Raw genomic sequence first — 22,373 nt, 5'->3', positions numbered from 1 at the left:
TCATTGACGATTATCTTGCAAAAAGAAAATCCTCACGGCAATGAGGATCAGTCAAATCTCAAAAATTAGGATATGCCCTAATTGTAGCACACATGGGGTAGAGGGGGAAATAACATGGGAGAAATTTATTGTTACGTATCGAAAGACGATTCTGATTATGGCAAAGCAGTAATGAAACAGTTCGTACAAGATGCTAAATGGTCAAAAGTGATTGAATCATTATCGGTTCATATGAAAGACCATAGTATAGATCGTATCTATACCAAGACATATAACTTGGGTTTACCTGAATCAGTCATAAGCAAACTTAGCGAAGAAAATAAAAAGTTATTTAAGCAAGACGGATTTTTAAAGCAAAGAGGCCGTGTAGAAAAGGAATTACGAGATTTTTATTTTTCACTATTGGATAAGTGGAAGTTGAAAGATTATAAGACGCTCGGAGAAATAAGATTCTGCTTCAATATGTATCGGTTGCGAGGTCAACGTGCCGAAACATTCAGGGACTTTGAAGGACGCGTCTACTCGAGAACAGATTTTGATTATCCGGAAAGTGTTCGCAAAACGGAAGTTATACGCCTAAGCGAGATTGATTACGCAAAAACATACGCTCGTTTACTAGAAGAGCAGGAACAACGAAATAAGCAAACTATTTAAGCCGAAACACCGGTTCATCCGGTGTCCTAAAGGAGGAAAGAACATTGGATAAATACATGGGTGAAGGACTGTTAACAAGATACGGAAATCATGATGTGAAAGTTAAATTACAGTGGGGAAAGTACAAAGGTGAAGTAGTGACAAGTCTTGGAGGAAATTCAATAGGCGCTTCTGTTATTCAGACTATTGCTTCCATGCTTGAAGACGGCGACATGTCATTTAAGCGTACAGCAGTAAACGAAAAACATATCGAATTCGAGCAAGATGACGGTAAACAGTACGGATATCCTAAGCATTTCAATCTTTATGATGGCGACGATGTTTTAAAAATTGATGCACTAGATGGTGAATGCATTACTGGAATTGAAATTATTGACTTTCAAGAAGAAAAACATGTCTAATCCGAAACACCGGTTCATCCGGTGTCCTAAAGGAGGAAATAACATGGCAATTAAACTGAAAACCAAGGTTGATGGCGAGATACTTGCTGAACTAAATGAAGCAGAAAGTGATCCGGTTAAATTCAAAAATGTATTTCTCTTATACATCTCGATTAACAAATCCTATCCAGAACTCCATGTGGTGAAAGATTGGATTGGAGCTATTGAATCAGGTAATAAAATTAACAATCCATAAGCCGAAACACCGGTTTATCCGGTGTCTACCGTGAGTGGTGTCACGGTACCGATGATGGTAGCCACACGCCAATCCAATAGAAGGAGTGGATTAACCCCCTATATCTTCCTTGGTAGGCGTGTAAGCCAAATAAAAAATGAAAAGAGGTGAGCATTCTCCTTTCTTATCCTATTCAATTTACTTGTTGAGACAACTGTATATGATATGCGCGCGGTAGAGCTTACTCACTCATACCTAGCGCCGATGATGACAACTGGCGTATGCAGCGGTTGGTTTGCTGAAATAGTGAACTAACTGTTTCGTCCATGAAGTCTATGGGGTAGGTTGTCACATCAGCGGTGGGCATGAGGACACTAGGAAGGAGGATAGACAATGCCACTGCTAAGCCGATTTGCAGAGCCACAAGGTGCAAGCAAATACGATTTGACTGTCATGCTCGAAGAAAAACGGGCAGAGCGTGATTTGTTGCAGGACAAGCTGAACGAAATGGATGCAGTGATTGAGGAATGGCAAGACGAACTAGCACACATGTGAGAGGAGGGAAAGCAATGGAATCACAATTGTTACGCCGTTTGGCTTGTGAACTTAGAGATAAAGAAAACTGGATTAAGACGGCTCAGGAGAGCAAGGAAAAGGCAAAAAGCGATTATGAAAAAGCGTTGTGGGAAGGAACCATTATCGAAGCTGAATCGACGGTTCGATCGTACAAAAACATTTTGGATATTTATTCAGAAAATGAAAAGACCGCCGTGTGACGACGGCGGTCTTCAATCAGCAAGAAATTAATTTACAAGTCCATTTTACATGGACAAGGAGGTAATTTCAATGGCAATGAATGAACTTGAACAATCCTTTCAAATGAGCCAACAACCACAAGGTGCAGTTGCTCAGGCATCAAGTAGCCGTGAAATGGAAGAAGTCAAAGGACAAATATTCATGGCAAAGCAGTTTCCTAGAAACGTTTTCCAAGCACAAAACAGAATCATGGATGCATGCAAGCGGCCATCATTAGCGAAAACAGCAATATATCGTTATCCAAAAGGTGGGTCAATGGTTGAAGGACCGAGTATTAGAATGGCTGAAGTTATCGCGCAAAACTGGGGAAATATTGATTTTGGCGTTAAGGAATTAGATCAAGGACAGGAAGAATCAAAAGTTCTTGCCTATGCTTGGGACCTTGAAACAAATACACGGCAAACTAAATTGTTCACGATGTCCCATTCATATATGGCAAAAGGGAAGATTAAAAAGCTGACTGACGAGAGAGACATCTATGAGCATGTGGCAAATCTAGCTGCACGTCGGATGCGCGCCTGCATTCTCAGCATTATTCCCGGTGACATTGTGGAAGCGGCCATGAAGCAATGCTACGAGACATTGGCAGGGCAGTCAACAAAACCTCTTAAGGATCGCATTCAAGGGATGCTTAAAGCGTTCAAGGAAAACTATCAAGTCACACAGGACCAAATAGAAGAATACTTCGGTTATAACTGTGATGCGTTCACAGAAATTGATATCGCTAAAGCATTAAGCCTGTTCAACTCTATTAAAGACGGAATGATCAAGCCTTATGAAGTGTTTAGTCCTAAAGAAAAAGATGAAAAGAAAAATGATTCATCATCAGATGATCTAACAAAGGACTTTGAAGAAGCAGACAAGGAAGTGAAGAAGAATGCCAAGTCAAGCGGAAGCAAAGCAAAGAAAGATACTGAATCTGAACAGGGAGAATTACCATTCGATTGAAGCTGATCGTGACTATCTGTCAGTTTCTCAATTCAAACAGTTCATGACCTGTGAAGCGTCTGCAGTTGCCCACCTAAGCGGCGAATATGTCCGTCATGATACAAATGCCTTAACGGTTGGATCGTACGTTCACACGGCGTTTGAGGGCGCAGAAGCGCATCAGAAATTTATTGATGATAATAGTGAATCTATCTTCAAAAAACGTGGTAGTGGAAAGTATGCGGACTTTGAACAGGCTGACCAAATGATTGAAGCAATTAAACGTCAAAAGTTGGCAATGTTCGCCCTTGAAGGTGAATCTGAACAAATATTTTCAGTACATCTTTTCGGAGCTGATTGGAAGATTCGGACGGACGTTATCAATCATCAAACACACCGATTTGCGGATATCAAAACATGTGAGAACATTAATAAACGATTTTGGGATGACAAGTACGACGGATGGTGCTCCTTTGTCGAGCATTGGGGCTATGTGCTTCAAATGGCAGTATACAGACGCGCATTGAAAGAGATCACCGGTGATGAATATACGCCGTATATCGTCGCTGTTAGCAAGGAATCTCCGCCTAATGTGGCGGTCATCAACTTTGATCCGTCACGTTTTGAATTTGAATTGAAGTACGTTGAGAACCACATGGAACGAATTTTAAAACTCAAATCAGGTGAAGAAGAACCGATCGAGTGTGGAAAATGTGACTACTGCCGGCGTACAAAGACGATCACCAAAGTTATTGAAGTTGGGCAGCTGATCTACTGATGGAATATCACATTAGCATACCGGATAACTTTTGGAGTTTTCCAGATGAACGATTTAAAGAAGCTGTACGCAACTATATCGACCGAATGGAACCAGGCATGAAACCAATAAGAATACACCGTCCATATTGGATTGTGTGCGTGAGGGAGTGATCAATTTGTTATTTGAGATTGAAGAAGTTGTTCAAAGAACTTATAAAGCTACTGTTATTGCACCAAATGCTTTAGAAGCGCTTGAAAGATATAGAACTCGCTTTACTCCAAGGAATGACCAATATGTAAATGTTTCTAAGGTTGATGAAGATAGCAGCGTAAACATCAATCCACGCAAGGAGTGAAACCGATGGGGATACCGGTACCGAAGCCTAGTTTTAAGCGATATAAGCCAACACAGACACAGAGGTCAAATTTCAATAAAAAGACGCGAGAAAAAATATTCGAACGTGATGATCATTGCTGCGTGATCTGTGGTGAATGGTCAAACATCATCCACCATGTGAAGTTCCGTAGCCAAGGCGGACGCGGAGTAGTGACAAATGGGGCGACGCTATGCCAGACATGTCACTCAAGCGTACATCAACATCATAAATATGCTGTTAAGTTGCAACGGAAATTTGAAATGCGGTACGGACCGGATTATTTCCGGGATGAATGGGACGGCGATTGATATGAGTAGCGAAGATAAAGCCAAACTAAGCGGAAATATTGCTGACGAAGGTTACGGAATAATCTTCAAAAAGCCATTGAAGGATAAACGGCTATCAATCGAAGCTAAAGCCATTTATGCATTTATCTGTTCCTATACAGGAGCAGGCCTAACAGCATTCCCTGGTGTGCAATTAATGCTTGATTGCTTGGGTGTAAGTGAAAAACGGTTTTACAAGTATAGAAAACAGCTAATTGATCTTGGCTATATAACAGTTACTCACAGATATGACGGACAGAGAAATCAAAGCAATCTTTATACAGTAAATTTAAGCATTGACCATACGCAATTTGACACCAGTCATTCTGACACCAGTCAATTTGACAGTGGTCAACCTGACAGTGGTCAAAACGGGGGAACGAAAAGTAACAGTCTTTCATCATTAACATCTTTTAAAAGTAACACTGATACATCAAGTAGTAGTAGTAAACCCGACCCTTTCTATGATGATATTCAAAAGTACAAGCTAGTATCACAGTTTTATCAAGAGAATTACCATAACTTCCTGTCACCGATTAATGCACAGGCTCTTGATGAATTAGTGGATAAGTCCTCTAGTGATCTTGTGATTGCTGCTATGAAGGTGGCACTCAAAGAAGATAATAAACGGATTAGCTACGTGGAAGGAATTATCAACAAATGGTTAGATGCCGATGTAACAACGCTTGATGAAGCCCGAGAGTTTCAAAGAAAGTGGAAAGAAAAGAAAGGACTGAATGCCGGTGGCAAAGCGAGAACCAACATTTCAGACATTCGACGCTATTATGGCCGATCTCCAGAAAAAAGTAGCTATGAACAAATGCTCGCAGAATCAGCAGCAGCAAAAGCCGTCTGGAACTGAATATGATTGCCCAATTTGCAAAGATACTGGTGTTGTAAAGATCAAAGAAGGCGCAGAAATAAAGGGAAATAAAAAGCACAAAAATGGTGAATGGTGGTACACACCAATTTATGGCGATTGCCAATGTGTCACTCGCTCACGAATGGATAGGATTTTTAAAGAATCTATGATTCCAGACGAATTCAAAGAAGCGCAATTTACAAATTTTCGTCGGGAATTTCAATGGCAGCGTGATATGTACCAAAAGATCACTGATTATCTCAGATACTTTGAATCTATTAAAGACAGCAAGAATAACAGCTTCGGATTTATCGCAGTATTTGGTGAGCAGAATATCAGAAATTTGCAGACCATGGCTGATAAGGCGAAAGCAAAGGCAGAACATAACAACTTCGGAATTGGAAAAACACATCTACAGATTGCGGCAGCTAAATATTTGCTCAATAAAGGCAACAGTGTACTGGTTGTTTCTGACGCGGTATTGATGGATGAACTAACGCAAGCGAAGATGCTAAATGACAGCGGAGAACGGCTCAGACAGCTTCTAAATGGTGTAGAGCATGTAGATGTGCTTGTATGGGACGACATTGGTAAAGCGAAGCCATCGGAAGCCAAGGAAAGCCTTTATTACCAAATTGTTGATTATCGGTACCGGAGCCGAAAGCCAATCATTTTCTCTAGTAATGAGGATGAAGCAACACTTGCTGAACGGATCGGATTTGCAACAGCTGACCGATTAATCAAAGGCATGGCTCATCATCGATGCTACGCAATTGAGGGACCAAGTCAGAGGGGGAAAAGTAATTTTGATGTACCGGATTACCGGATGAAGAAAGGGTGAATGGGATGGAGAAAATACTTGACGCATGCTGTGGAAGTCGGATGTTTTGGTTCGACAAGCATAATCCAAAAGCCATTTACATGGACAACAGGAAATTGAAGGACAAGCTATGTGACGGCCGCACGTTAGAGGTTAATCCAGACGTGATTGGCGATTTTCGCAACATGCCTTTTGATGATGAATCTTTTTATCTAGTAGTCTTTGATCCACCACATTTAATTCATGCCGGTGAAGATTCGTGGTTGGCCAAAAAGTACGGAATCTTAAAAGATACTTGGCGTGAGGATATCAAACAAGGTTTTGATGAGTGTATGCGAGTGTTGAAGCCGAACGGAACCATGATTTTTAAGTGGAATGAGGAACAAATAAGGCTGACACAAATCATCAAGGCGATTGGCCATGAGCCATTATTCGGAAACAGACGAAGCAAAACACATTGGCTTGTGTTTATGAAAGATGTGATCCAATGAACCAAGCCCACTACCTAATGCCAGGAGTCATCCAAGTAACAGGTGGAGACGGACACATTGAGACGAAAGAAGAATTTGATCAGTGGTACAGATCGTTTATGAGGGAGATTGGAGTGAGCATAGATGGCCATGGCAGAACCATTCAACAATGCAACTGAATCGCGCCTTATTAAGCAGTGGATGCCGCGCAAGCGCGGAGAGACGTATATCGCGTGTGAATCAGTTGATTTCCAATGGAGCCATTCAGACGTCCGTACAGCGATTAAATTATGGGATGAAGGCAATTCACTATGGACGATGCAAAGATTGCTAGATCGTCCTCAGGATGACGTTTTAGCGCTGATATTTAGTCTTGCAAGGGAAGGGAAAATCAATCCAAGGAAACGAGGGATTTTCTATGGATAAAGGACTCACCATATTGGCATGGATGATCAGTATACCGGTTGTCGCATCGTCTCTGATGGTTTGTATTGGGTGGATAAAGGGATGTGCGAAGGAAGAATGGTTGAGAAGGGAGCAGAAGCGATGACTACTTTGGAGATCGATAAGAAATTGGCACGTTTTCTTCATCCTACATGGTATTTAACAACAGTCACCAACGGAAAAACTAAAAAAACATGGAAACAATTTGTTGATCCTAAAGAAAATGAATTAGTTGACTGGAACCCATCTGAAGATATGAGAAGCGCTTGGGAAGTTGCTGAACATATCGGACTTATACGGCTAGAAAGTTTTTTGGACGGAACTTGGCTTGCTACATGCGGGCCATATCGATCATGGGGTAAAACAGCCCCATTAGCAATTTGCCAAGCGGCAATAGAAGCCTTCGAAGGGAGCAAGAGCGATGAGTGAAGATATGTATGTGCTAAAACATAAAGTTACGCCTGTGCAACTTGTGCGTTTAAACGATCGTACAATGCAGGAATCACCGGAAGATTATCCAGATAGTTATTTGATTACTGTACTGAGCGAAGCGATCGAAAGTGATATTAAAATACCTTATGGCTTTGATCAAGTGCAAGATTGGATCGTCGCACTGAAAAGTGGCAAGAAGATCGTCAATCCGATGTCTCCGAGGGAAGAACTGGAACAATACTATGACCAATACTGCTCCGATACACCAGCAGGGCGAGAAGTGCGCGTAATCATTAAGGAAACTGTTGATATCATCGCAAAAGAGCATCCTGACGTTGCAGATTGGCTAGGTGATAATGATGCCTGATCGATTGGAAAAAATTAAGCAAATCATTCGTGAGCAGGGAGAATGTGCTGTTATTTCTTTACGCCGGGATGATGCGGTATGGCTTATCGGATTGATGGTTCAGTTGAGTGATGAAGTGGAACGACTGAGAGACGAAGTTGAAAAACATAAGAGCCACGAGAATGAGCTGATGGGTGTACTTGACCAAATTGACCAGAAAACATTTGATCTGGCACTTAAAAAATTCCATACCAAGGTTGGTGAAACACATGCCTGATCGCCTAGACTATATCAAACAAAAGCTAGAAGAACAAAAGAAAAGCCCTGCTGTGATTTTGAGACATTCAGATGGAGAGTGGGCAGTGAGTGAGATTGAACGGCTGAGAGCAGAGAATGATCGGCTTCATGAACTCATGTCCGAGATATGCAAAGCACAACTTAGATCATCATCTTCTTACGTTCTTGCGCGAGTCGAAGAAATAGCAAATGAATACAAAAGGGAGTTTAAACAATGAATCTAGCAAAACTATATGAAGCACAAGCCAAACTGGATGCGGACATTATCGAAAAGAAAGGTTTGCAGGGACGTAACCTGCTTCCGAACAAAATCCTTGCGCTGAATGTGGAATTGGGCGAACTTGCTCAAGAAGTACAAGGTGAGTGGAAGTATTGGAAAGAGCACACGACACGAGACGATAAGCGAGTGCTGGACGAATTTGTGGATTGCCTGCATTTCGCGCTGAGCATTGGATTGACTAATGAAAAAGTGAACATAGTAGAAAGCATTAGTATGACAGAGGTTGATGACGGAACAAATGATTCCTTCGTTGAAATTTTAAATGAAGTGTATTTTTCAGCAAACTTCTATGATAGTTCATTCACATATAGCCTACTCATGACTAATCTATTTGTTCTTGGCCATCGGATTGGATTCACCAATGACCAAATCGAAGCACAATATTTCAAAAAGAACGCTGTCAATTTCAAGCGTCAGGAGGCTGATTACTGATGCTTAAACCATTTTACGTGCGTGGACAACGAATTGACGGTGAACTCCTGATGCAGTGTGAGAAAAACGGATTAACGAAGAACAATATCGGAAACCGTGTGCTTGTGCAACACTGGACACTTGAAGAAGCAGTAAGTACACCAAAAGGCGTAAACAGACGACCGAAGAAGCGACCGTTTGAACGGAGTACGTTGTCGGTTAATGGTGAGGTGAAAAGTTATTTTCTGCCGTTAGAAACGGTATGGAAGCTGTATGGAAAACCAGGAGAAATAAAGTATCCTGAGCGCCTGTCTAAGGGGTGGGTGTGATGATTGAACTCACTATACCAGGAGACTATCACGGGCAAGGGCGACCACGAACGGTAACAAATAAGTTTACTCATAAAACATCTACCTATAACCCGAATGCCAAAGAGAAAAAAGACATGCAAAAACTGATTCGCTTTATGACGCACGAGAAGCCGTTTAGAGGGGCGATTAGCGTTAATCTTACAATCTATCGAAAGATGCAAAATAGCCTGAGCAAGAAGGAGAGAGAAGCCAAAGAGAAGGGAATTATCCGTCCAACGGTTAAACCAGATCTTGATAACAAAATAAAGCTGATTTTGGACGCGATGAATGGAATCGTTTGGGAAGATGACAATCAGATTGTGGAACTTAATGCCAAGGAATTTTATAGCGACGATCCACGAATAGAAGCCAAAATCTTTGAATTGGACGAGGTGATCCCATGAACGAAACGTGTAAGACATGTAAGTTTTGGCACTCTGATGATCAGTATTCGGGTATTTGTGAAAAAATAATGGATAAAGTTGAAGTTGAACTTGTAACTGGTTGGGACGGAGGATATGTAAAGCACTTCGAAACTGACAATGATTTTGGATGTGTCCTTTGGGAGAAAAAGCCATGAGCCGTAGAAAATGGACGCTCCTGTATCGAGTAGAGGACGGACAGAAGGTACATTTGTTTGAGCTGTTGCAGCGGCATGATCTCAATAGACGGTTACGCGATGGGTGGAAGGAAGTCAAGATGCACAGTTGACAGCTAATGCGAAGGAAGGGCAAAAAATGAGCTTACTGCAAGCGTTATTAGAAACGATTAATCAAGAGTGGTCTACTCAAGATACGGATTTATCCGGTGAAGTTTATAGTGTCCTATCAATAGTGTACATTCCTCCTGTTTTAGCAGAAGCAATTGAGAACGAGGGAAATAAAGTACCAACAGAATTTGATCCTAATACATTTAATTCTGTTGAAGATGGTAATTATTGCACCGTAGAAATAAGAATTTGCACTGGTCAAGAAACGTTGATTGATTTCTATTATGATTAATTCGCAGTTCGACACTACACCGAAGCAGGTGACACATGGACAACCTTAAAACAATGTCACGAGCAGAGTTATTTCAATGCACGGTGAATGCAATTAAACGGTCACAGGAAGCCGATACAGCGGATCAAGGTAAAAGGGAATGCAACGAGTGCCGCTATGAGTGGATAGCACGTGACGGGCATTTGAAAGGGTATTATGACGCGATGATGGAAGCGAGGAGGGATAAGGAGTGGAAATCAATAAACTTACGAAGATTGAATAATTCAAGGCATTGAAAAAAGGCGATGCTATTTTGGTTAAGTGGTGGGACAACTGGGTTACGCATCACCCAAGAACAAAGAAAATCATGTTCTATAACATCTACGAAAATAAAGCGCGCTGTGATGAAATAATATGCCGATTGCAAGGTAATCATTATTTCAATTACATGAGTTATCTCGAAGGAATAAGCGCAGCAGAAGAAGTTTATTTAGTAACAGAGTGATTAGCTTACAATGATGCATTAAAAAAAGTCGGTTATCCCGACTAGGCAATTCCATTCTACCATAATGGAGGGGATAACCGATATGCAAAGCCTACTCAAAGATATAGATACAGATAAAACGGTTGAAGCTGCAAAAGAAGCCCTAGAGAAATACCAATACTACCGATTGAGTGTCCCAAACGTCAGAGAGCCGAAGATAACGCCAGCATACTGCCTAGCGCCAGCGAGCAATACAAACGAATTCCACAGCGACACAGAGGATTGTGCAGTCTATAATGTTGATAGTCTGGTATATCGGGAGAAGTACATTGATCGTGTAAACACAGCGATTCAACGGTTGAAGGTAGAACATCAAAGGCTGATTCGTGAACGTTTCTTGTTAGAAGCTGATTCTAACTTGCAGGTAAGCATGAAGATGAACTACTCAGAGAGAAATTATTACCGTAAGCAGGAAAAAGCGCTAATTTGTCTAGCGTTCGCACTCCGAATAGAGGTATATGAAGAAGAATGGCAGACATTTGGCAGAAACATGGCATAAGGATGGCATAGATAGGAAAGATTATCCTGTTATGATGGTATTGTGAATAAGAACGGATGGACGCTTAGGCGTCCTTTTTATTTTTCGTAAAAGCAGGAACATTGTCCTATTTTGTGGAATAGATTGGTATTCTGCAGAATGGGGGATGTAAAAGATGAAAGTAAAAATATTCGGTGAAAGTACTTTACAAAAAATCGAGAAAAAAGCAAACGATTTTTTAGATGACAAAAAAGAGGAAAATATCATTAAAGTTCAATTCTTCTCTGACGCTGTTACAGAATCTATAGGAGGATTAGGGCAAAACGGAATGATTAGTCCTAGATATAATTTTTATGTGATGATTCAATATAGAGACTGAATTTTATGGTTAAGCACTCCTTCGGGGGTGTTTTTATTTTGCATAAAAGGGGTTGGGAATGATGTAAATGAGCTTAACAGAGAAACAGAAGCGATTTGCTGACAAATATATTGAGACCGGCAACGCAACTCAATCAGCGATTGATGCTGGTTATAGCAAACGAACAGCCCGCGCCATTGGCAGTGAGAACCTTACGAAACCTGACATCAAGGAATATATCGATGCAAGGTTAAAACTACTTGATGAACAGTCATTGGCGACTCAAAAAGAAGTCTTGCAAACATTGGCATCAATCTTGAGACGTGAGCAGCCAGATTATGCTTTAATTACAGTTAAAAAACCTGAGACAATCGAGGTCATGGGTGCCAAAGGTCCGTATGAAAAGATTGTGTATGCAGATCATGTTGAAAAAGTTCCAATCACTACAAAAGTATCTGATGTCACAAAGGCATCAGAATTGCTTCTGCGGATATTTAATGCTGGAAATACATCAGAGTTAACCAGTCAGCGTATCGAGCAAACAAAGGCAAATACGGAACTCACAAAGGCGCGTGCATCGCTCATAAAAGGCGTAAAAGCCGATACGTCGCTGCTTGATGCACTGGTTGACGCACTACATGGTGGTGGTACGAATGGGCAAGATTAAGTTTTCGGATAAACAGCTTAAAATTATCCGGGCCCCATTCGATCACACGCTAGAAGTTAACGAGGGTACACCAAGAAGCGGTAAAACAACTGCCGGGCACTTTCGATATGCTGAGTTCCTGACGATGACACCAGACGGTAATCACTTGGTCACTGCCTACAATCAAGAGCAAGCATTTCGCCTATTCATCGACGGTGACGGTACCGGACTGATGCACATTTTTAGCGGACTGTCAGAGATCCGGCATGATGAGCATGGTGATCATTTATTGGTGCATACACCAAATGGTGACAAACGTGTCTACTACAAAGGTGGAGCGAAGTCAAACAGCGTTGGGGCAATCACTGGTATGTCACTCGGGTCCGTGGTATTCTGCGAAATCAACCTGCTACACATGGACATGATTCAGGAGTGCTTTCGGCGTACATTCGCGGCAAAAATGCGCTATCATCTAGCAGACCTTAACCCACCGGCACCGAATGACCCAGTTATTTCTGATGTGTTTGATGTTCAGAACACACGCTGGACGCATTGGGATGTCAATGACAATCCGATTCTTACTGAAGAACGTAAACAGGAACTGCATGACACGCTGATTAAGAATCCGTATTTGTATCATCGAGACTGGTTAGGCGAGCGTGTGCTTCCTGAAGGTGTAATTTACGGTATGTTCGACATGCATGAGAATGTTAAGGAAACGCTCATTGGCGATCCAGTGGAAATGTTCTTTACTGGTGATGCTGGGCAAGGAGATGCGACAACCATCGCTTGCTGGATTGTGGCACAAGTACCGAATGAAAATGGCCGCGGCTTTATGACCTATTTGAACCGTGTGGCCAATTTTTACCACAGCGGAAATGAAACAGGCCAAGTCAAAGCCATGTCCACCTATGCGCGAGAAATTAAGGTGTTCGTAGACTGGTGCCATAAGACATTCAATCTATTTTATAACAACGTCTTTATCGATCCGGCGGCACGTTCGCTTCGTGAAGAACTGCGTTTAGTAGGCATCGAGACGTACAAAGCGGATAACAATGCACACGACATCAAGGGATCAGCAAAGGGCCTTGAGGTTGGCATTGAACGCATGCAGTCGCTCATTTCTGAGCGGCGTTTTTTATTGGTTAATCCACCAGATAGTAAGTACGACCACTACCATTTCATCAAAGAGATTGGTTTGTACGTCCGTGATGATAATGGCAAACCGGTGGACAAGAATAACCACGCAATGGACGAAGCACGCTATGCCTGCAACTATTTCTATCGACACTATGTCGGCATATAAGGAGGTGGTGCGATGTTCGCCAAGATTGGAGCGGCGATAAAGGGGGTGTTAGCACGCATGGGATTACTTGCAACAATCAACAACGTGACACAATTTGCAGCTGTTATTGAATCGCAATGGATGTACGATCGTATCCTTGATTGGCGATCGCTTTATCGTGGCTATCTCGGTAAATATGACGGCATACCGTATCATGAGACATCTTACATTGATGCAGTTGGTAAACGGCACCACAGAAAACGTGCGTCCCTTAAAATGCCGAAAAAGTCTGCTGAACGCATGGCATCACTCGTATTCAACGAGAAATGTCAGATAAATATTGGATCCATCAATGGTCAACCTGACGAAAATGGAGATATACATGCTACTCCGGAAATTAAACAGTTTTCGGCGAACGTAATGGATGTGTTGGATGACAACCATTTTCACAAGTTGTTCCAACGCTATTTGGAATACATGTTCGCAATGGGCGGAATGGTTGCCAAGCCATATGTTGACAATGGCAAGATTAAAATAAGTTGGGTGACAGCACAAAACTTCCTACCTGTAGGATCCAATAACGATGACATAACGGCTGGCGTATTCATGGATATGACGCGTAAAGGTGATAAGTACTACACACATCTAGAATGGCATACATGGGACGGCGACACCTACCACATACGCAATGAATTGTATCAGAGCATGAGTCCTGATGACTTGGGTGTTAAAGTGCCCTTGTCATTGCTCTATGAAAATATGGAAGATGACATTCCGATTCAAGGATTGACAAGGCCTTTATTTGTCTATTTCAAACCAAATATCGCCAACAACTTTGAAACATCATCACCACTAGGCATTAGCATTTTTGGCAATGCACTCGATACACTGAAAACTCTAGACATTGCATTTGATTCATATCAGCGTGAGTTCTCACTTGGTAAGCGTCGTATCATCGTTCCGGCATCAGCGATCAGAGCCATATATGATCCAAAAACAGGAGAGGTTCATCGCTATTTTGACACGGATGACGAGGTTTATCAGGCTGTTGCTACTGGCGACATGGAAGCTGATCAAATAAAGGACATGGCCGTTGCCTTACGAGTTGATGACCACGTCAAAGCAATTAACTCATTACTAGACTTACTGTCTATGCAGCAAGGATTTAGTCCAGGAACGTTTACTTTTGATGGTCAGCAAGTAAAAACAGCAACAGAAGTAGTTAGCGAAAATTCGGAGACATTTCGGACAAAGAACAGTCATGAAACGCTTATTGAACAAGGAATTAAGGATTTAATTGACTGTATTGCACAACTTGCTGACCTGTACGATATTTTCACCAATCCGGGTGATGATAACTATGAAGTGACGGTCGATTTTGATGACAGCATTGCCGAGGATCGAACACAGAACGCCAATTTTTATATCACACTTGTTGCCGCCGAGTTGATGCCGAAGGTTGAAGCGATTCAGCGTATCTTTGACATTACAGAAGATCAAGCAAACGAGTGGATGAGCAAGATAAAAGCAGAATCAGCACAGCAACAGCCACCGATTATGAGTGCAATCATGGGCAAGGCAGAATACGGAATAGAAAATGCAGATGCACAATCGAGGTGATCATATGAAAAATTTTCTTGATTATAAGGCTGAAAAAGAAGGCATTATTACACCAAAATCGGTCATAGAGAACCTTATCAAAGCCATAAATGAAGGCCTTGTTGAAAACGTCGTATTTTGTGTGAAAACGGAAGATGGTGAAATAAAATATGGATACTCAGAGCAAGATCAATTACAAGCGTTAGGGCTATTCGAAGCAGGAAAGACTCTATTGTTAAGTGATATGGACTGTTACTGATGCTCACGCCTTTCCAACTAAACCAACTGTCTCAACCGATCGTTAGCATCTATTCACAACTGGAAAATGATATTCTAAAAGCCATTGCTGAACGTCTGAAAACAGATAAGGATATCACAAAAGATAATATCCTTAAATGGCAGTTTGAGAAGTTGCAAGCGCTCGGCGATCTGAATAAGGATGTCATCAAGCTTATTTCCGCGATGTCTGGTGTGGCTGAACAGGAAATCAATGCATTAATCGAAAACAGCGGTACACAAAGCATTCAGGACATGGAAAAATATTTGAAGAAGCTATCTGATGATGGAAAGATCAAGCCAGCGCCACCAGTTAACGAAGATCCACGTATCTTTTCAACATTGCTGAACTTTCAGAGACAAGCGCGACAAAATATCAATCTTGTTAACTCGTCAATCTTGCAAAATAGTAAACAGGTATACAGAGACATCATTTCTAAGGCTGTTGCTAGTGTCATGACGGGCTTTAAAACCCATCAGCAAGCATTAGCTGATTCGTCTGCTGAATGGGCTGATAAGGGCATACCGGCGCTTGTAGATAAAGCCGGTCATCATTGGTCAATCGAAGGTTACATTCCGCTTGTGACACGCACAATAAGCAATAATGTAGCGAACCAAGCACAGTGGTCTCGGATGGACAGTTATGACTTGGATTTAATCGAGGTCAGCAGTCATCTTGGCGCACGTCCGTTGTGTGCGCCATATCAAGGGCATATTTATAGTCGAAACGGAAACAGTAGCAAGTATCCATCGCTTGCAAGTACAAGCTATGGTAAGGCTGCTGGGCTGTTTGGATGCAATTGCCGACATATCAGCTATCCCTATATACCTGGCGTTACCAAGATGACCTATCATCCTTATCCGGAAAAAGAAAATGCTGCAGTATATGCACAATCACAGCAGCAACGCTATTTAGAACGTCAGGTTCGTAAGTCAAAAACAAAGCTTGACATGATGAAGGCTCTGGATAATGAAAAAGGGATCGCTAAGGCAAATACGGATGTTAGAAACAATCAAGCACAACTACGCGAGTTTATTAAACAGACAGGGCGAACACGCAGATATGAGCGTGAGCAAATCATGCACAAGCCTGATGCTGAATTGCTGAAACAACATCAAAATGATGTGACAAAGAAGCAACAGCAGATACGTGACAAGATTAAGTCAGGTGCAATTTCGACACAGATTAATCCCGAAAAACAAGCACGGCACATGGTTGGTGATCCGGCTTATGAAGCATATAAGAAAAAGCTTTCTGCGAAGGGTACTTACGGACCAAGCTACTTAACGATTAACGATGAAGAAGTTCAGCAATTGATTAATAAACATGCCGGAACAGGCAAATTAATGGTTGATGATCATCTTAATTTTAAGAATCAAGAGATAATCGTACAAAATGGCAAGCAAATAGGCTATTATGTAGATAAGGACGGCAATGAGCACGCTACCGGCAATTTTGAAATTCGCTATTCTAAAACAGGCGTGCATGTTTTTCCAACGAAGGTGATCAAAGATGAATCTAAGTGAGATAAAACCTTATATTGATAAACGTGTGCGTCTAACAACCACTAGTGGTAGCGTATTGGTCGGAGATCTGGTCAATTACGTACCAGAGCTTGACGATGATGACAATCTCATTGAGAGCATTAACTTAATCCCTGACGATAGTGATAAGTTGAATTATGGATACAACTTTAATCTAAACGAAATTAAAAAGCTTGAATTAATCTAAGACCTTCGGGTCTTTTTATTTTGCCCTGAGCATGGCGTTAAACGGCTTATTTTTTATGCCCAAAGGAGGATTCACATGCCCAAACCGTATAAATTGAACCTTCAGTATTTCGCGGAAGGTGATCCAGCAGATCCACAGCCAGCACAGGGAGGAGGTGATCCACAACCATCTAATTCAAACAAAGGAGGTGCAGACCCAACACCACAGCCATCAGCTGATGATATTCGATCATCCATTCTTAAAGAATTGGGTGTTGAGAGCCTAGACTCGGCGAAGCAAAGCCTTGCAGATTTTAAAAAATTTCAAGACAGCCAGAAAACTGAATCACAACGCCTGCAAGATGAAACTGCTGAACTGAAAAAGCAACTTGAGGCATCAAAATCTGCGCAAACCATTTCTGATGCGAAGATTGCCGCACTTGGCAAAGGTGTACGTGCTGATGCTGTTGATGATGTCATCAAAATGGTTCAAGGAGCCGAGGATATCGGCGCAGCGATTGACAGTGTTCTTCAAAAGTATCCGATTTTTGGAGCACAACAGACGCCACCGGCTGAACCTGGACATCCAAGATTCGTCGGTCAGCAACAATATGACGGTGACAAAACGCCGGATTCATTGAAACAGCAATTTTTGAAAGCATTTGGTATTCAACAAAATTAACTTAAGGAAGTGGTCATGCAATGGCAGTATTAAATTATGCTGAAATATTCAATCAGCAACTTTTTCAGGCATTCTTTAAACCACAGATGTTCAGTGCACTGTGGAATAGCCCGGCAAACTCACAAATTAAATTTATCAATGCAAAAACCGTGCAGATTCCACACATCGACACGCAGGGTGCAACAGATGTCAACCGTGATACGATCACAGGGTTTGCACGTAATGTGGACAACAGTTTTGAAACAAAGTCGCTCACACACGATCGTGAATTTTCAACGCTTATTGATCCGATGGACGTTGATGAAACGAATCTCGCTGTCGCAATCGCCAACATTCAGCAGGTTTACAACACGGAACACAAGGTTCCAGAACTCGATGACTATATGATCTCGAAGCTATACGCGGAAAAAATCGCTAAAGACGGTTCCGGAAGCATTGACAATACGGCAATCACAACTTCAAACGCATTGAGCGTCTTTGATGCGATGATGCTGAAAATGGATGATTCAGAATATCCAGACGCAGGACGTCAGCTGTATGTAACGCCGCAGATGAATAAGACACTGAAAGAGTCACAAGAGTTGCAGAGGTATTTAAATGTGACGCAGAATCCAGGTAATGTTAACCGGGCAGTACATTCGCTTGATGATGTTGATATCATTGTTGTACCTTCGAACCGCATGAAGACACTGTACAATTTCACGAATGGTGCTGCTACTGATCCGACCGCTGGACAGATCAATATGCTACTCGTGCATCCAGCTTGCGTGCTTTCTCCAATGAAATATGAATTTGTGAACATGGAAGAACCGAGCGCACATACGAAAGGCAAATACCTGTACTACGAACGGTTCTACTGCGATGTATTCTTGTTTGATCGTCGTTCTGGCGCTGTTCAATTCAACGTCACACCGGCTGCATAAGGAGGGATTGACCAATGGCGACATTGATTTTCAAAAAAAATAACAGAGTGATTAATGCCCCGGATACTTCCGAGGTTTTTTATTTGAATGAAGGCTATGACGAGGTGAAGCTATCCGAAGATGGAAAAAGCTATGAACTTGTCAAAGCTGGAAAACGGAAAACAGTTCCCTATGCCGAATTTGCGAAGGTACAAGATGAACTGTCTAAGTTGAAAGCTGACATTTCAGCATCTGATGAAAAAAAGCAAGAGGAAAGTCCGGACGGCAAGCAAGATGACAAGTCAGCAAAGAAGTGATGAGTTATGCCAACACCGCAATGGATAACGGCTGATTTTTACAATGGCACATACGGCGGAACACCTATTCAAGATGACAAGTTCAATGCGATTGCTTGTGCTGCTGAGCGCACCGTGGATCAGATCACACAATTTAAGCTATCTCAAAAAGATTTTTCGACATGGCCAACATTCATACAGAATAAAATCTTGATGGCGATCAGTGCACAAATGGAGTACTTTTATGAAATTGGTGCACATTCCGAGGCTGGCATGCAGACCGTACAGTCAGCTTCAATCGGTGGTTTCCATTACCAGATGCCAACAAGTGACCAGTCCACGCGGACACAGTTACAATCTGATGTCGCACGGCAATACCTTGAACCAACCGGATTGATGTATGCCGGACTAGAAATTCGTGATCGCACATGGACCGGACGCTACGGTTATGGATGGAATTATGACTAAGGCGGTGATGTGATGCTAATTCAACCAATACCGCCTATATTGTTACCGAACATGGTTCAATATGTGGCTTACACTGGATCCGAACGCTATGACGACACTTGGGATGACACTAATCCGGTCACAATCGTGCATGTTCGGGTTGATGATTCGTCACAGATTAAATTCAGCAATAAAGCAGAGACAACAGACTTCACATCGATGCTCTATATCGACACTAAGACATCAAATGAAGTCATTTCCGGTGTCGAGCGAGACTTGTCGATTGTTCCAAAGCAGAAGGATCACATTGTATTTAACGACCTGACTTATCAAATTGATAAGGTCATAGTTTTGCAGACGGACCGTGGCGTACATCACTATGAATGCCAATTGAACAGGGTGTGATCAGATGGTAGTAAAAGTACATGTCAACCTTGGGGATATTGCCGGTAAGGTAAACAGAGCAAATAAGTTCGCTCAATATGCTCTAGATGAACAAGTCCTTGGTGATAGCAATAAGTATGTCCCTTATCGCGAAGGCGATCTTATGAAATCGTCAATTATTCAGTCAAGTCCTGGATATAGTCAAATTGTATGGGATACTGAGTATGCTCGTAGGATGTATTATCATCCAGAATATAATTTTGATCAGACTACTCATCCACAGGCAGGCGGACTTTGGTTTGAAAGAGCAAAAGCAGACCGTGGAGATAAATGGGTAAGTGTCGCACGGGATGGGGTGAATCAATATCTAAATGAGCACAGAACTTGATTTCCAAGACCGGATGATTGACGCATTGGAAGCAAACTGCGGATTGTTCGCACCTATTAGTGTGCCGATCATCCCGGTATCCGCTGATGGCACGCCGTCAAACGGCATAGCATTCATGCTGACGCCAATAGGACAAGCTGTATGCGGTATGGATGGTAAATGGGATAAAACATATGCCTTTCAAATTACCGTTCGTCACACAAGCCAATTGACTGCTATAAACACACTTCAATCTATCTGCAGATATGTAGACGGATTAAGTGATGATGATATTAAGAGCCAAAATGGCTCTTTTTATTTTATCAACGGTCAAGTAGCAAGCGTACCTAACTTCCTGTTGAAGGATGATCACGGATATGTCTATGTTGCAAGCTATCAAATTGAATTACTACTAAATGAATAAGGAGTGATAGAATGTTCCCTTTGAACTATAAAAACAAATTTGAAATTGACACGTTGGGCCACACAGACCCCACACAAGTCGCGGAAGCCAACTGGGCACGACTAGCGGCCGGTATCAACACATTTACACCAGCTGCCGGTGACACGACTGACAACACGCCGTATTTGGACGGAAACGGATTCTCAAATACGGATGTAACCGGAAAGAACTATTCAATCGCTTTCTCCGGTAACCGTTTGGAAGGTGACGCTGCGCAGGATTATGTCGCGAGCAAAGACTTTGCTGTTGGTGATGCGGTAAAAACATTGCTGCGTTGGACTCGACCAGATGGCACCGTCATTATTGGTTGCGTAACGCTGAATGCGATTGTCGTTTCCGGCGGTGCTGCAAACGCGAAGGAAACATTCAGCTTCACATCGAACTTCAATGGAGCTCCGACTGTTACTTCTGGATTAGCTGCGCCGACAGGTCTTGCAGGTACAGTAACGGGAACTAGCATTGCACTCACATGGAATGCTGTTTCAGGTGCTACATCTTACAAAGTTTACCGTAATGGTGTTTTGGCAGCATCACCTGTTACAAACGCTTATACAGACACCGGCCTTGCAGTATCAACGTCATACAGTTATCAGGTATCTGCTGTTGATGAAAATGGCGAAGAATCTGTACTTTCTGCACCTGTATCTAAGACAACTGCTGCATCATAATTTTTGGGGGCTTCGGCCCCCTTCATACATAACCCGAAAGGAGAGATTTTAATTGATTAATATTGACATAGAACAAAATAGGCAAATTGAAACGGTAAGATTTGGCGGTGAAGAATTCAAAATTGACTTTTCTGATGCAAAGCAAAAGCAGTACACTGCTGCTTATGAAAAAATGCGGAGAAAAATAACAGTTGGTCAAAAAGAATACACAGAACTTGAAGAAAAAGACGAGACAACAGGTGATGAACTTGCTCAAAAGGCTGTTCAAATGCTTGAAATCGTCAAGAATGGTAATATTGAATTCCTTGATTTGCTTTTTGGTAAAGGAGCTGGCCAACGTATCTATGCAAAATGTGGTCGTTCTACGGATTATCTATCAGACAAGGTTGAGGAACTGGCAACGGCACTATCAGCCAAACGCAACAGCGAGCATGAAAATAAGCTAAATGCCATCAAGCACAAATATGTGAAACACTGATGTCTCATGTTGAGCCTGAAGCAGAAGCTTGATGACACGATAACAATAGACGGGGTCGCCTACAATCTGGATTTAAGCTTTGACAACGTCTTGCGCTGGTATGATCTGATGAATGACAAATCAATAGACGATATAGGAAAAGTTGAAATAGCATTTGACATGTTTGTCGTCGATTGCGAAACGGACATTAAAATAAAGCTTTATACGGTCCAACGTATCATCGATGAATATGTTGTAGGCAAGCAGGAGCCCAATGACGGTTCAGCAAAACCCCCCGATCAGAAACAATATTATAGCTTTGACAAAGACGCAGAGTTTATCTTTGCGTCTTTTTTGCAAGAATATGGGATCGATCTTCTGGACCAACAGGGCATTATGCGATGGGAAAAGTTTGTTGCATTGCTTAATGGCATGCGTGATAAAACGAAATTTAGACAGATCATCGGTATCCGAGCGGCAGAATTGCCAACAGGAAATGATGAATACTCAGTAAAAGAGCGCGAAAGATTACAGGAACTCAAGCAAATCTATGCGCTTGATAAGAATCAATCTGTTGAGGAACAAGATGCAGCGATGGACGGCATGTTCAAATCGCTTGTAAATATGGCAAAGAAGGGAGGGTAA

At 42.0% G+C, this 22,373-nt stretch carries 42 protein-coding genes, 1 other RNA gene and 1 pseudogene; all 44 read left to right on the top strand.

Annotated elements, in window-relative coordinates:
- The first annotated feature begins 114 nt into the window (after positions 1-114).
- The 44 genes and pseudogenes from P343_RS31220 (at position 115) to P343_RS31045 (ending at position 22,373) form a co-directional block, all read left to right on the top strand.
- Positions 115-654 carry a hypothetical protein gene (locus P343_RS31220; protein ID WP_023510805.1) on the top strand — a complete coding sequence of 180 codons (540 nt, stop codon included), beginning with the start codon at positions 115-117 and terminating at the stop codon, positions 652-654.
- A 44-nt stretch (positions 655-698) separates the two neighbouring features.
- A complete protein-coding gene (locus P343_RS31215; protein ID WP_023510804.1) occupies positions 699-1,055 on the top strand; it encodes a DUF5406 family protein in 357 nt (118 codons plus the stop codon).
- Between the two features lie 43 nt (positions 1,056-1,098).
- A complete protein-coding gene (locus P343_RS31210; protein WP_023510803.1) occupies positions 1,099-1,290 on the top strand; it encodes a hypothetical protein in 192 nt (63 codons plus the stop codon).
- Positions 1,290-1,357: hammerhead ribozyme type II (locus P343_RS36790), an RNA gene on the top strand. The genes P343_RS31210 and P343_RS36790 overlap by 1 nt, the downstream gene beginning before the upstream one ends.
- Before the next feature lie 305 nt (positions 1,358-1,662).
- Positions 1,663-1,824: a hypothetical protein gene (locus P343_RS37215; protein ID WP_023510802.1), complete on the top strand. Its 162-nt coding sequence runs from the start codon at positions 1,663-1,665 to the stop codon at positions 1,822-1,824.
- Between the two features lie 14 nt (positions 1,825-1,838).
- Positions 1,839-2,045 carry a hypothetical protein gene (locus P343_RS31205; protein WP_023510801.1) on the top strand — a complete coding sequence of 69 codons (207 nt, stop codon included), beginning with the start codon at positions 1,839-1,841 and terminating at the stop codon, positions 2,043-2,045.
- A gap of 70 nt (positions 2,046-2,115) precedes the next feature.
- Positions 2,116-3,033, top strand: coding sequence for a hypothetical protein (locus P343_RS31200; RefSeq protein WP_023510800.1), 918 nt, complete (start codon positions 2,116-2,118; stop codon positions 3,031-3,033).
- Positions 2,963-3,790: a PD-(D/E)XK nuclease-like domain-containing protein gene (locus P343_RS31195; protein WP_023510799.1), complete on the top strand. Its 828-nt coding sequence runs from the start codon at positions 2,963-2,965 to the stop codon at positions 3,788-3,790. Before P343_RS31200 ends, P343_RS31195 begins: the two co-directional genes overlap by 71 nt.
- Positions 3,790-3,942: a hypothetical protein gene (locus P343_RS37210; RefSeq protein ID WP_168371036.1), complete on the top strand. Its 153-nt coding sequence runs from the start codon at positions 3,790-3,792 to the stop codon at positions 3,940-3,942. Before P343_RS31195 ends, P343_RS37210 begins: the two co-directional genes overlap by 1 nt.
- 5 nt (positions 3,943-3,947) lie before the next feature.
- Positions 3,948-4,127 carry a hypothetical protein gene (locus P343_RS31190; RefSeq protein ID WP_023510798.1) on the top strand — a complete coding sequence of 60 codons (180 nt, stop codon included), beginning with the start codon at positions 3,948-3,950 and terminating at the stop codon, positions 4,125-4,127.
- A 5-nt stretch (positions 4,128-4,132) separates the two neighbouring features.
- Positions 4,133-4,312, top strand: a pseudogene (locus P343_RS37815) (HNH endonuclease); the annotation flags it as partial.
- Between the two features lie 13 nt (positions 4,313-4,325).
- Positions 4,326-5,336 carry a DnaD domain protein gene (locus P343_RS36455; RefSeq protein ID WP_023510797.1) on the top strand — a complete coding sequence of 337 codons (1,011 nt, stop codon included), beginning with the start codon at positions 4,326-4,328 and terminating at the stop codon, positions 5,334-5,336.
- Positions 5,287-6,177, top strand: a complete 891-nt coding sequence (locus P343_RS31180; protein ID WP_023510796.1) for an ATP-binding protein — start codon at positions 5,287-5,289, stop codon at positions 6,175-6,177. The genes P343_RS36455 and P343_RS31180 overlap by 50 nt, the downstream gene beginning before the upstream one ends.
- A 5-nt stretch (positions 6,178-6,182) precedes the next feature.
- The gene (locus P343_RS31175; RefSeq protein WP_023510795.1) at positions 6,183-6,647 is read left to right on the top strand and encodes a class I SAM-dependent methyltransferase; all 465 of its coding nucleotides are present in this window, start codon (positions 6,183-6,185) and stop codon (positions 6,645-6,647) included.
- Positions 6,644-6,805, top strand: coding sequence for a hypothetical protein (locus P343_RS37205; protein WP_168371034.1), 162 nt, complete (start codon positions 6,644-6,646; stop codon positions 6,803-6,805). The genes P343_RS31175 and P343_RS37205 overlap by 4 nt, the downstream gene beginning before the upstream one ends.
- Positions 6,771-7,052, top strand: a complete 282-nt coding sequence (locus P343_RS31170; protein ID WP_023510794.1) for a hypothetical protein — start codon at positions 6,771-6,773, stop codon at positions 7,050-7,052. Before P343_RS37205 ends, P343_RS31170 begins: the two co-directional genes overlap by 35 nt.
- 81 nt (positions 7,053-7,133) lie before the next feature.
- A complete protein-coding gene (locus tag P343_RS31165; protein ID WP_152525299.1) occupies positions 7,134-7,499 on the top strand; it encodes a BC1872 family protein in 366 nt (121 codons plus the stop codon).
- Positions 7,492-7,869, top strand: coding sequence for a hypothetical protein (locus P343_RS31160; protein WP_023510791.1), 378 nt, complete (start codon positions 7,492-7,494; stop codon positions 7,867-7,869). Before P343_RS31165 ends, P343_RS31160 begins: the two co-directional genes overlap by 8 nt.
- Complete coding sequence (locus P343_RS31155) at positions 7,862-8,125, top strand: hypothetical protein (protein ID WP_023510790.1); 264 nt, start codon at positions 7,862-7,864, stop codon at positions 8,123-8,125. Before P343_RS31160 ends, P343_RS31155 begins: the two co-directional genes overlap by 8 nt.
- A complete protein-coding gene (locus P343_RS31150) occupies positions 8,118-8,363 on the top strand; it encodes a hypothetical protein (RefSeq protein WP_023510789.1) in 246 nt (81 codons plus the stop codon). The genes P343_RS31155 and P343_RS31150 overlap by 8 nt, the downstream gene beginning before the upstream one ends.
- Positions 8,360-8,857 (top strand): dUTP diphosphatase, encoded by a 498-nt coding sequence (locus tag P343_RS31145; RefSeq protein ID WP_023510788.1) that lies wholly within the window; start codon positions 8,360-8,362, stop codon positions 8,855-8,857. The genes P343_RS31150 and P343_RS31145 overlap by 4 nt, the downstream gene beginning before the upstream one ends.
- On the top strand, positions 8,857-9,165 hold the full coding sequence (locus P343_RS31140; protein ID WP_023510787.1) for a hypothetical protein: 309 nt from the start codon (positions 8,857-8,859) through the stop codon (positions 9,163-9,165). Before P343_RS31145 ends, P343_RS31140 begins: the two co-directional genes overlap by 1 nt.
- Positions 9,165-9,590, top strand: coding sequence for a RusA family crossover junction endodeoxyribonuclease (locus P343_RS31135; protein WP_023510786.1), 426 nt, complete (start codon positions 9,165-9,167; stop codon positions 9,588-9,590). Before P343_RS31140 ends, P343_RS31135 begins: the two co-directional genes overlap by 1 nt.
- 172 nt (positions 9,591-9,762) lie before the next feature.
- Positions 9,763-9,897 (top strand): hypothetical protein, encoded by a 135-nt coding sequence (locus P343_RS37630; protein WP_269077913.1) that lies wholly within the window; start codon positions 9,763-9,765, stop codon positions 9,895-9,897.
- A 26-nt stretch (positions 9,898-9,923) separates the two neighbouring features.
- Positions 9,924-10,187 (top strand): hypothetical protein, encoded by a 264-nt coding sequence (locus tag P343_RS31125; protein ID WP_031264080.1) that lies wholly within the window; start codon positions 9,924-9,926, stop codon positions 10,185-10,187.
- 35 nt (positions 10,188-10,222) lie between these two features.
- Entirely contained in the window at positions 10,223-10,462 is a 240-nt protein-coding gene (locus P343_RS31120) for a hypothetical protein (RefSeq protein ID WP_023510782.1), read from the top strand.
- 291 nt (positions 10,463-10,753) lie between these two features.
- On the top strand, positions 10,754-11,209 hold the full coding sequence (locus P343_RS31115) for an ArpU family phage packaging/lysis transcriptional regulator (protein WP_023510781.1): 456 nt from the start codon (positions 10,754-10,756) through the stop codon (positions 11,207-11,209).
- A gap of 154 nt (positions 11,210-11,363) precedes the next feature.
- Positions 11,364-11,567, top strand: a complete 204-nt coding sequence (locus P343_RS31110; RefSeq protein WP_023510780.1) for a hypothetical protein — start codon at positions 11,364-11,366, stop codon at positions 11,565-11,567.
- 67 nt (positions 11,568-11,634) lie between these two features.
- Complete coding sequence (locus P343_RS0118985; RefSeq protein WP_031264079.1) at positions 11,635-12,213, top strand: terminase small subunit; 579 nt, start codon at positions 11,635-11,637, stop codon at positions 12,211-12,213.
- A complete protein-coding gene (locus P343_RS31105; protein ID WP_023510779.1) occupies positions 12,200-13,498 on the top strand; it encodes a PBSX family phage terminase large subunit in 1,299 nt (432 codons plus the stop codon). The genes P343_RS0118985 and P343_RS31105 overlap by 14 nt, the downstream gene beginning before the upstream one ends.
- A 12-nt stretch (positions 13,499-13,510) precedes the next feature.
- Positions 13,511-15,097, top strand: coding sequence for a phage portal protein (locus P343_RS31100; RefSeq protein ID WP_023510778.1), 1,587 nt, complete (start codon positions 13,511-13,513; stop codon positions 15,095-15,097).
- A 4-nt stretch (positions 15,098-15,101) separates the two neighbouring features.
- Positions 15,102-15,335, top strand: a complete 234-nt coding sequence (locus P343_RS31095; protein WP_023510777.1) for a hypothetical protein — start codon at positions 15,102-15,104, stop codon at positions 15,333-15,335.
- Positions 15,335-16,879 (top strand): phage minor capsid protein, encoded by a 1,545-nt coding sequence (locus P343_RS0118980; RefSeq protein ID WP_023510776.1) that lies wholly within the window; start codon positions 15,335-15,337, stop codon positions 16,877-16,879. The genes P343_RS31095 and P343_RS0118980 overlap by 1 nt, the downstream gene beginning before the upstream one ends.
- On the top strand, positions 16,866-17,084 hold the full coding sequence (locus tag P343_RS31090) for a hypothetical protein (protein ID WP_023510775.1): 219 nt from the start codon (positions 16,866-16,868) through the stop codon (positions 17,082-17,084). The genes P343_RS0118980 and P343_RS31090 overlap by 14 nt, the downstream gene beginning before the upstream one ends.
- Positions 17,085-17,159: 75 nt before the next feature.
- The gene (locus P343_RS31085; protein WP_023510774.1) at positions 17,160-17,744 is read left to right on the top strand and encodes a hypothetical protein; all 585 of its coding nucleotides are present in this window, start codon (positions 17,160-17,162) and stop codon (positions 17,742-17,744) included.
- Positions 17,745-17,764: 20 nt separating this feature from the next.
- Positions 17,765-18,667 carry a hypothetical protein gene (locus P343_RS31080; protein WP_023510773.1) on the top strand — a complete coding sequence of 301 codons (903 nt, stop codon included), beginning with the start codon at positions 17,765-17,767 and terminating at the stop codon, positions 18,665-18,667.
- Between the two features lie 14 nt (positions 18,668-18,681).
- Positions 18,682-18,963 carry a hypothetical protein gene (locus tag P343_RS31075; protein WP_023510772.1) on the top strand — a complete coding sequence of 94 codons (282 nt, stop codon included), beginning with the start codon at positions 18,682-18,684 and terminating at the stop codon, positions 18,961-18,963.
- A gap of 6 nt (positions 18,964-18,969) precedes the next feature.
- Complete coding sequence (locus P343_RS31070) at positions 18,970-19,410, top strand: head-tail connector protein (protein ID WP_023510771.1); 441 nt, start codon at positions 18,970-18,972, stop codon at positions 19,408-19,410.
- Between the two features lie 12 nt (positions 19,411-19,422).
- On the top strand, positions 19,423-19,794 hold the full coding sequence (locus tag P343_RS31065; RefSeq protein WP_023510770.1) for a putative minor capsid protein: 372 nt from the start codon (positions 19,423-19,425) through the stop codon (positions 19,792-19,794).
- A gap of 4 nt (positions 19,795-19,798) precedes the next feature.
- Positions 19,799-20,161, top strand: coding sequence for a minor capsid protein (locus P343_RS31060; protein WP_023510769.1), 363 nt, complete (start codon positions 19,799-19,801; stop codon positions 20,159-20,161).
- Positions 20,145-20,564, top strand: coding sequence for a phage tail terminator protein (locus P343_RS31055; protein ID WP_023510768.1), 420 nt, complete (start codon positions 20,145-20,147; stop codon positions 20,562-20,564). Before P343_RS31060 ends, P343_RS31055 begins: the two co-directional genes overlap by 17 nt.
- 11 nt (positions 20,565-20,575) lie before the next feature.
- Entirely contained in the window at positions 20,576-21,271 is a 696-nt protein-coding gene (locus tag P343_RS37335) for a phage tail tube protein (RefSeq protein WP_023510767.1), read from the top strand.
- A gap of 52 nt (positions 21,272-21,323) precedes the next feature.
- Complete coding sequence (locus P343_RS31050) at positions 21,324-21,749, top strand: hypothetical protein (protein WP_023510766.1); 426 nt, start codon at positions 21,324-21,326, stop codon at positions 21,747-21,749.
- A 9-nt stretch (positions 21,750-21,758) separates the two neighbouring features.
- On the top strand, positions 21,759-22,373 hold the full coding sequence (locus P343_RS31045; protein ID WP_168371033.1) for a Gp15 family bacteriophage protein: 615 nt from the start codon (positions 21,759-21,761) through the stop codon (positions 22,371-22,373).

The organism is Sporolactobacillus laevolacticus DSM 442 (assembly GCF_000497245.1).
Classification (GTDB): Bacteria; Bacillota; Bacilli; order Bacillales; family Sporolactobacillaceae; genus Sporolactobacillus; species Sporolactobacillus laevolacticus.
Note: the sequence above shows the minus strand (reverse complement) of the source record. Positions and strands in the feature narration are given on the sequence as shown.

Bases quoted from the DNA above. Each gene is read 5' to 3' on its own strand.
- P343_RS31055 (WP_023510768.1), top strand. From the start codon at position 20,145: ATGAGCACAGAACTTGATTTCCAAGACCGGATGATTGACGCATTGGAA.
- P343_RS31120 (WP_023510782.1), top strand. From the start codon at position 10,223: ATGGACAACCTTAAAACAATGTCACGAGCAGAGTTATTTCAATGCACG.
- P343_RS31060 (WP_023510769.1), top strand. From the start codon at position 19,799: ATGGTAGTAAAAGTACATGTCAACCTTGGGGATATTGCCGGTAAGGTA.
- P343_RS36455 (WP_023510797.1), top strand. From the start codon at position 4,326: ATGGGGCGACGCTATGCCAGACATGTCACTCAAGCGTACATCAACATC.
- P343_RS31145 (WP_023510788.1), top strand. From the start codon at position 8,360: ATGAATCTAGCAAAACTATATGAAGCACAAGCCAAACTGGATGCGGAC.
- P343_RS31100 (WP_023510778.1), top strand. From the start codon at position 13,511: ATGTTCGCCAAGATTGGAGCGGCGATAAAGGGGGTGTTAGCACGCATG.
- P343_RS31085 (WP_023510774.1), top strand. From the start codon at position 17,160: ATGCCCAAACCGTATAAATTGAACCTTCAGTATTTCGCGGAAGGTGAT.
- P343_RS31075 (WP_023510772.1), top strand. From the start codon at position 18,682: ATGGCGACATTGATTTTCAAAAAAAATAACAGAGTGATTAATGCCCCG.
- P343_RS31135 (WP_023510786.1), top strand. From the start codon at position 9,165: ATGATTGAACTCACTATACCAGGAGACTATCACGGGCAAGGGCGACCA.
- P343_RS31220 (WP_023510805.1), top strand. From the start codon at position 115: ATGGGAGAAATTTATTGTTACGTATCGAAAGACGATTCTGATTATGGC.
- P343_RS0118985 (WP_031264079.1), top strand. From the start codon at position 11,635: ATGAGCTTAACAGAGAAACAGAAGCGATTTGCTGACAAATATATTGAG.
- P343_RS31150 (WP_023510789.1), top strand. From the start codon at position 8,118: ATGCCTGATCGCCTAGACTATATCAAACAAAAGCTAGAAGAACAAAAG.
- P343_RS31210 (WP_023510803.1), top strand. From the start codon at position 1,099: ATGGCAATTAAACTGAAAACCAAGGTTGATGGCGAGATACTTGCTGAA.
- P343_RS31205 (WP_023510801.1), top strand. From the start codon at position 1,839: ATGGAATCACAATTGTTACGCCGTTTGGCTTGTGAACTTAGAGATAAA.
- P343_RS31180 (WP_023510796.1), top strand. From the start codon at position 5,287: ATGAACAAATGCTCGCAGAATCAGCAGCAGCAAAAGCCGTCTGGAACT.
- P343_RS37335 (WP_023510767.1), top strand. From the start codon at position 20,576: ATGTTCCCTTTGAACTATAAAAACAAATTTGAAATTGACACGTTGGGC.
- P343_RS31175 (WP_023510795.1), top strand. From the start codon at position 6,183: ATGGAGAAAATACTTGACGCATGCTGTGGAAGTCGGATGTTTTGGTTC.
- P343_RS31115 (WP_023510781.1), top strand. From the start codon at position 10,754: ATGCAAAGCCTACTCAAAGATATAGATACAGATAAAACGGTTGAAGCT.
- P343_RS31070 (WP_023510771.1), top strand. From the start codon at position 18,970: ATGCCAACACCGCAATGGATAACGGCTGATTTTTACAATGGCACATAC.
- P343_RS31125 (WP_031264080.1), top strand. From the start codon at position 9,924: ATGAGCTTACTGCAAGCGTTATTAGAAACGATTAATCAAGAGTGGTCT.
- P343_RS31065 (WP_023510770.1), top strand. From the start codon at position 19,423: ATGCTAATTCAACCAATACCGCCTATATTGTTACCGAACATGGTTCAA.
- P343_RS31195 (WP_023510799.1), top strand. From the start codon at position 2,963: ATGCCAAGTCAAGCGGAAGCAAAGCAAAGAAAGATACTGAATCTGAAC.
- P343_RS31110 (WP_023510780.1), top strand. From the start codon at position 11,364: ATGAAAGTAAAAATATTCGGTGAAAGTACTTTACAAAAAATCGAGAAA.
- P343_RS31095 (WP_023510777.1), top strand. From the start codon at position 15,102: ATGAAAAATTTTCTTGATTATAAGGCTGAAAAAGAAGGCATTATTACA.
- P343_RS31140 (WP_023510787.1), top strand. From the start codon at position 8,857: ATGCTTAAACCATTTTACGTGCGTGGACAACGAATTGACGGTGAACTC.
- P343_RS31170 (WP_023510794.1), top strand. From the start codon at position 6,771: ATGGCCATGGCAGAACCATTCAACAATGCAACTGAATCGCGCCTTATT.
- P343_RS31090 (WP_023510775.1), top strand. From the start codon at position 16,866: ATGAATCTAAGTGAGATAAAACCTTATATTGATAAACGTGTGCGTCTA.
- P343_RS31160 (WP_023510791.1), top strand. From the start codon at position 7,492: ATGAGTGAAGATATGTATGTGCTAAAACATAAAGTTACGCCTGTGCAA.
- P343_RS0118980 (WP_023510776.1), top strand. From the start codon at position 15,335: ATGCTCACGCCTTTCCAACTAAACCAACTGTCTCAACCGATCGTTAGC.
- P343_RS31155 (WP_023510790.1), top strand. From the start codon at position 7,862: ATGCCTGATCGATTGGAAAAAATTAAGCAAATCATTCGTGAGCAGGGA.
- P343_RS37205 (WP_168371034.1), top strand. From the start codon at position 6,644: ATGAACCAAGCCCACTACCTAATGCCAGGAGTCATCCAAGTAACAGGT.
- P343_RS31080 (WP_023510773.1), top strand. From the start codon at position 17,765: ATGGCAGTATTAAATTATGCTGAAATATTCAATCAGCAACTTTTTCAG.
- P343_RS37210 (WP_168371036.1), top strand. From the start codon at position 3,790: ATGGAATATCACATTAGCATACCGGATAACTTTTGGAGTTTTCCAGAT.
- P343_RS31200 (WP_023510800.1), top strand. From the start codon at position 2,116: ATGGCAATGAATGAACTTGAACAATCCTTTCAAATGAGCCAACAACCA.
- P343_RS37215 (WP_023510802.1), top strand. From the start codon at position 1,663: ATGCCACTGCTAAGCCGATTTGCAGAGCCACAAGGTGCAAGCAAATAC.
- P343_RS31105 (WP_023510779.1), top strand. From the start codon at position 12,200: ATGGGCAAGATTAAGTTTTCGGATAAACAGCTTAAAATTATCCGGGCC.
- P343_RS31165 (WP_152525299.1), top strand. From the start codon at position 7,134: ATGTGCGAAGGAAGAATGGTTGAGAAGGGAGCAGAAGCGATGACTACT.
- P343_RS37630 (WP_269077913.1), top strand. From the start codon at position 9,763: ATGAGCCGTAGAAAATGGACGCTCCTGTATCGAGTAGAGGACGGACAG.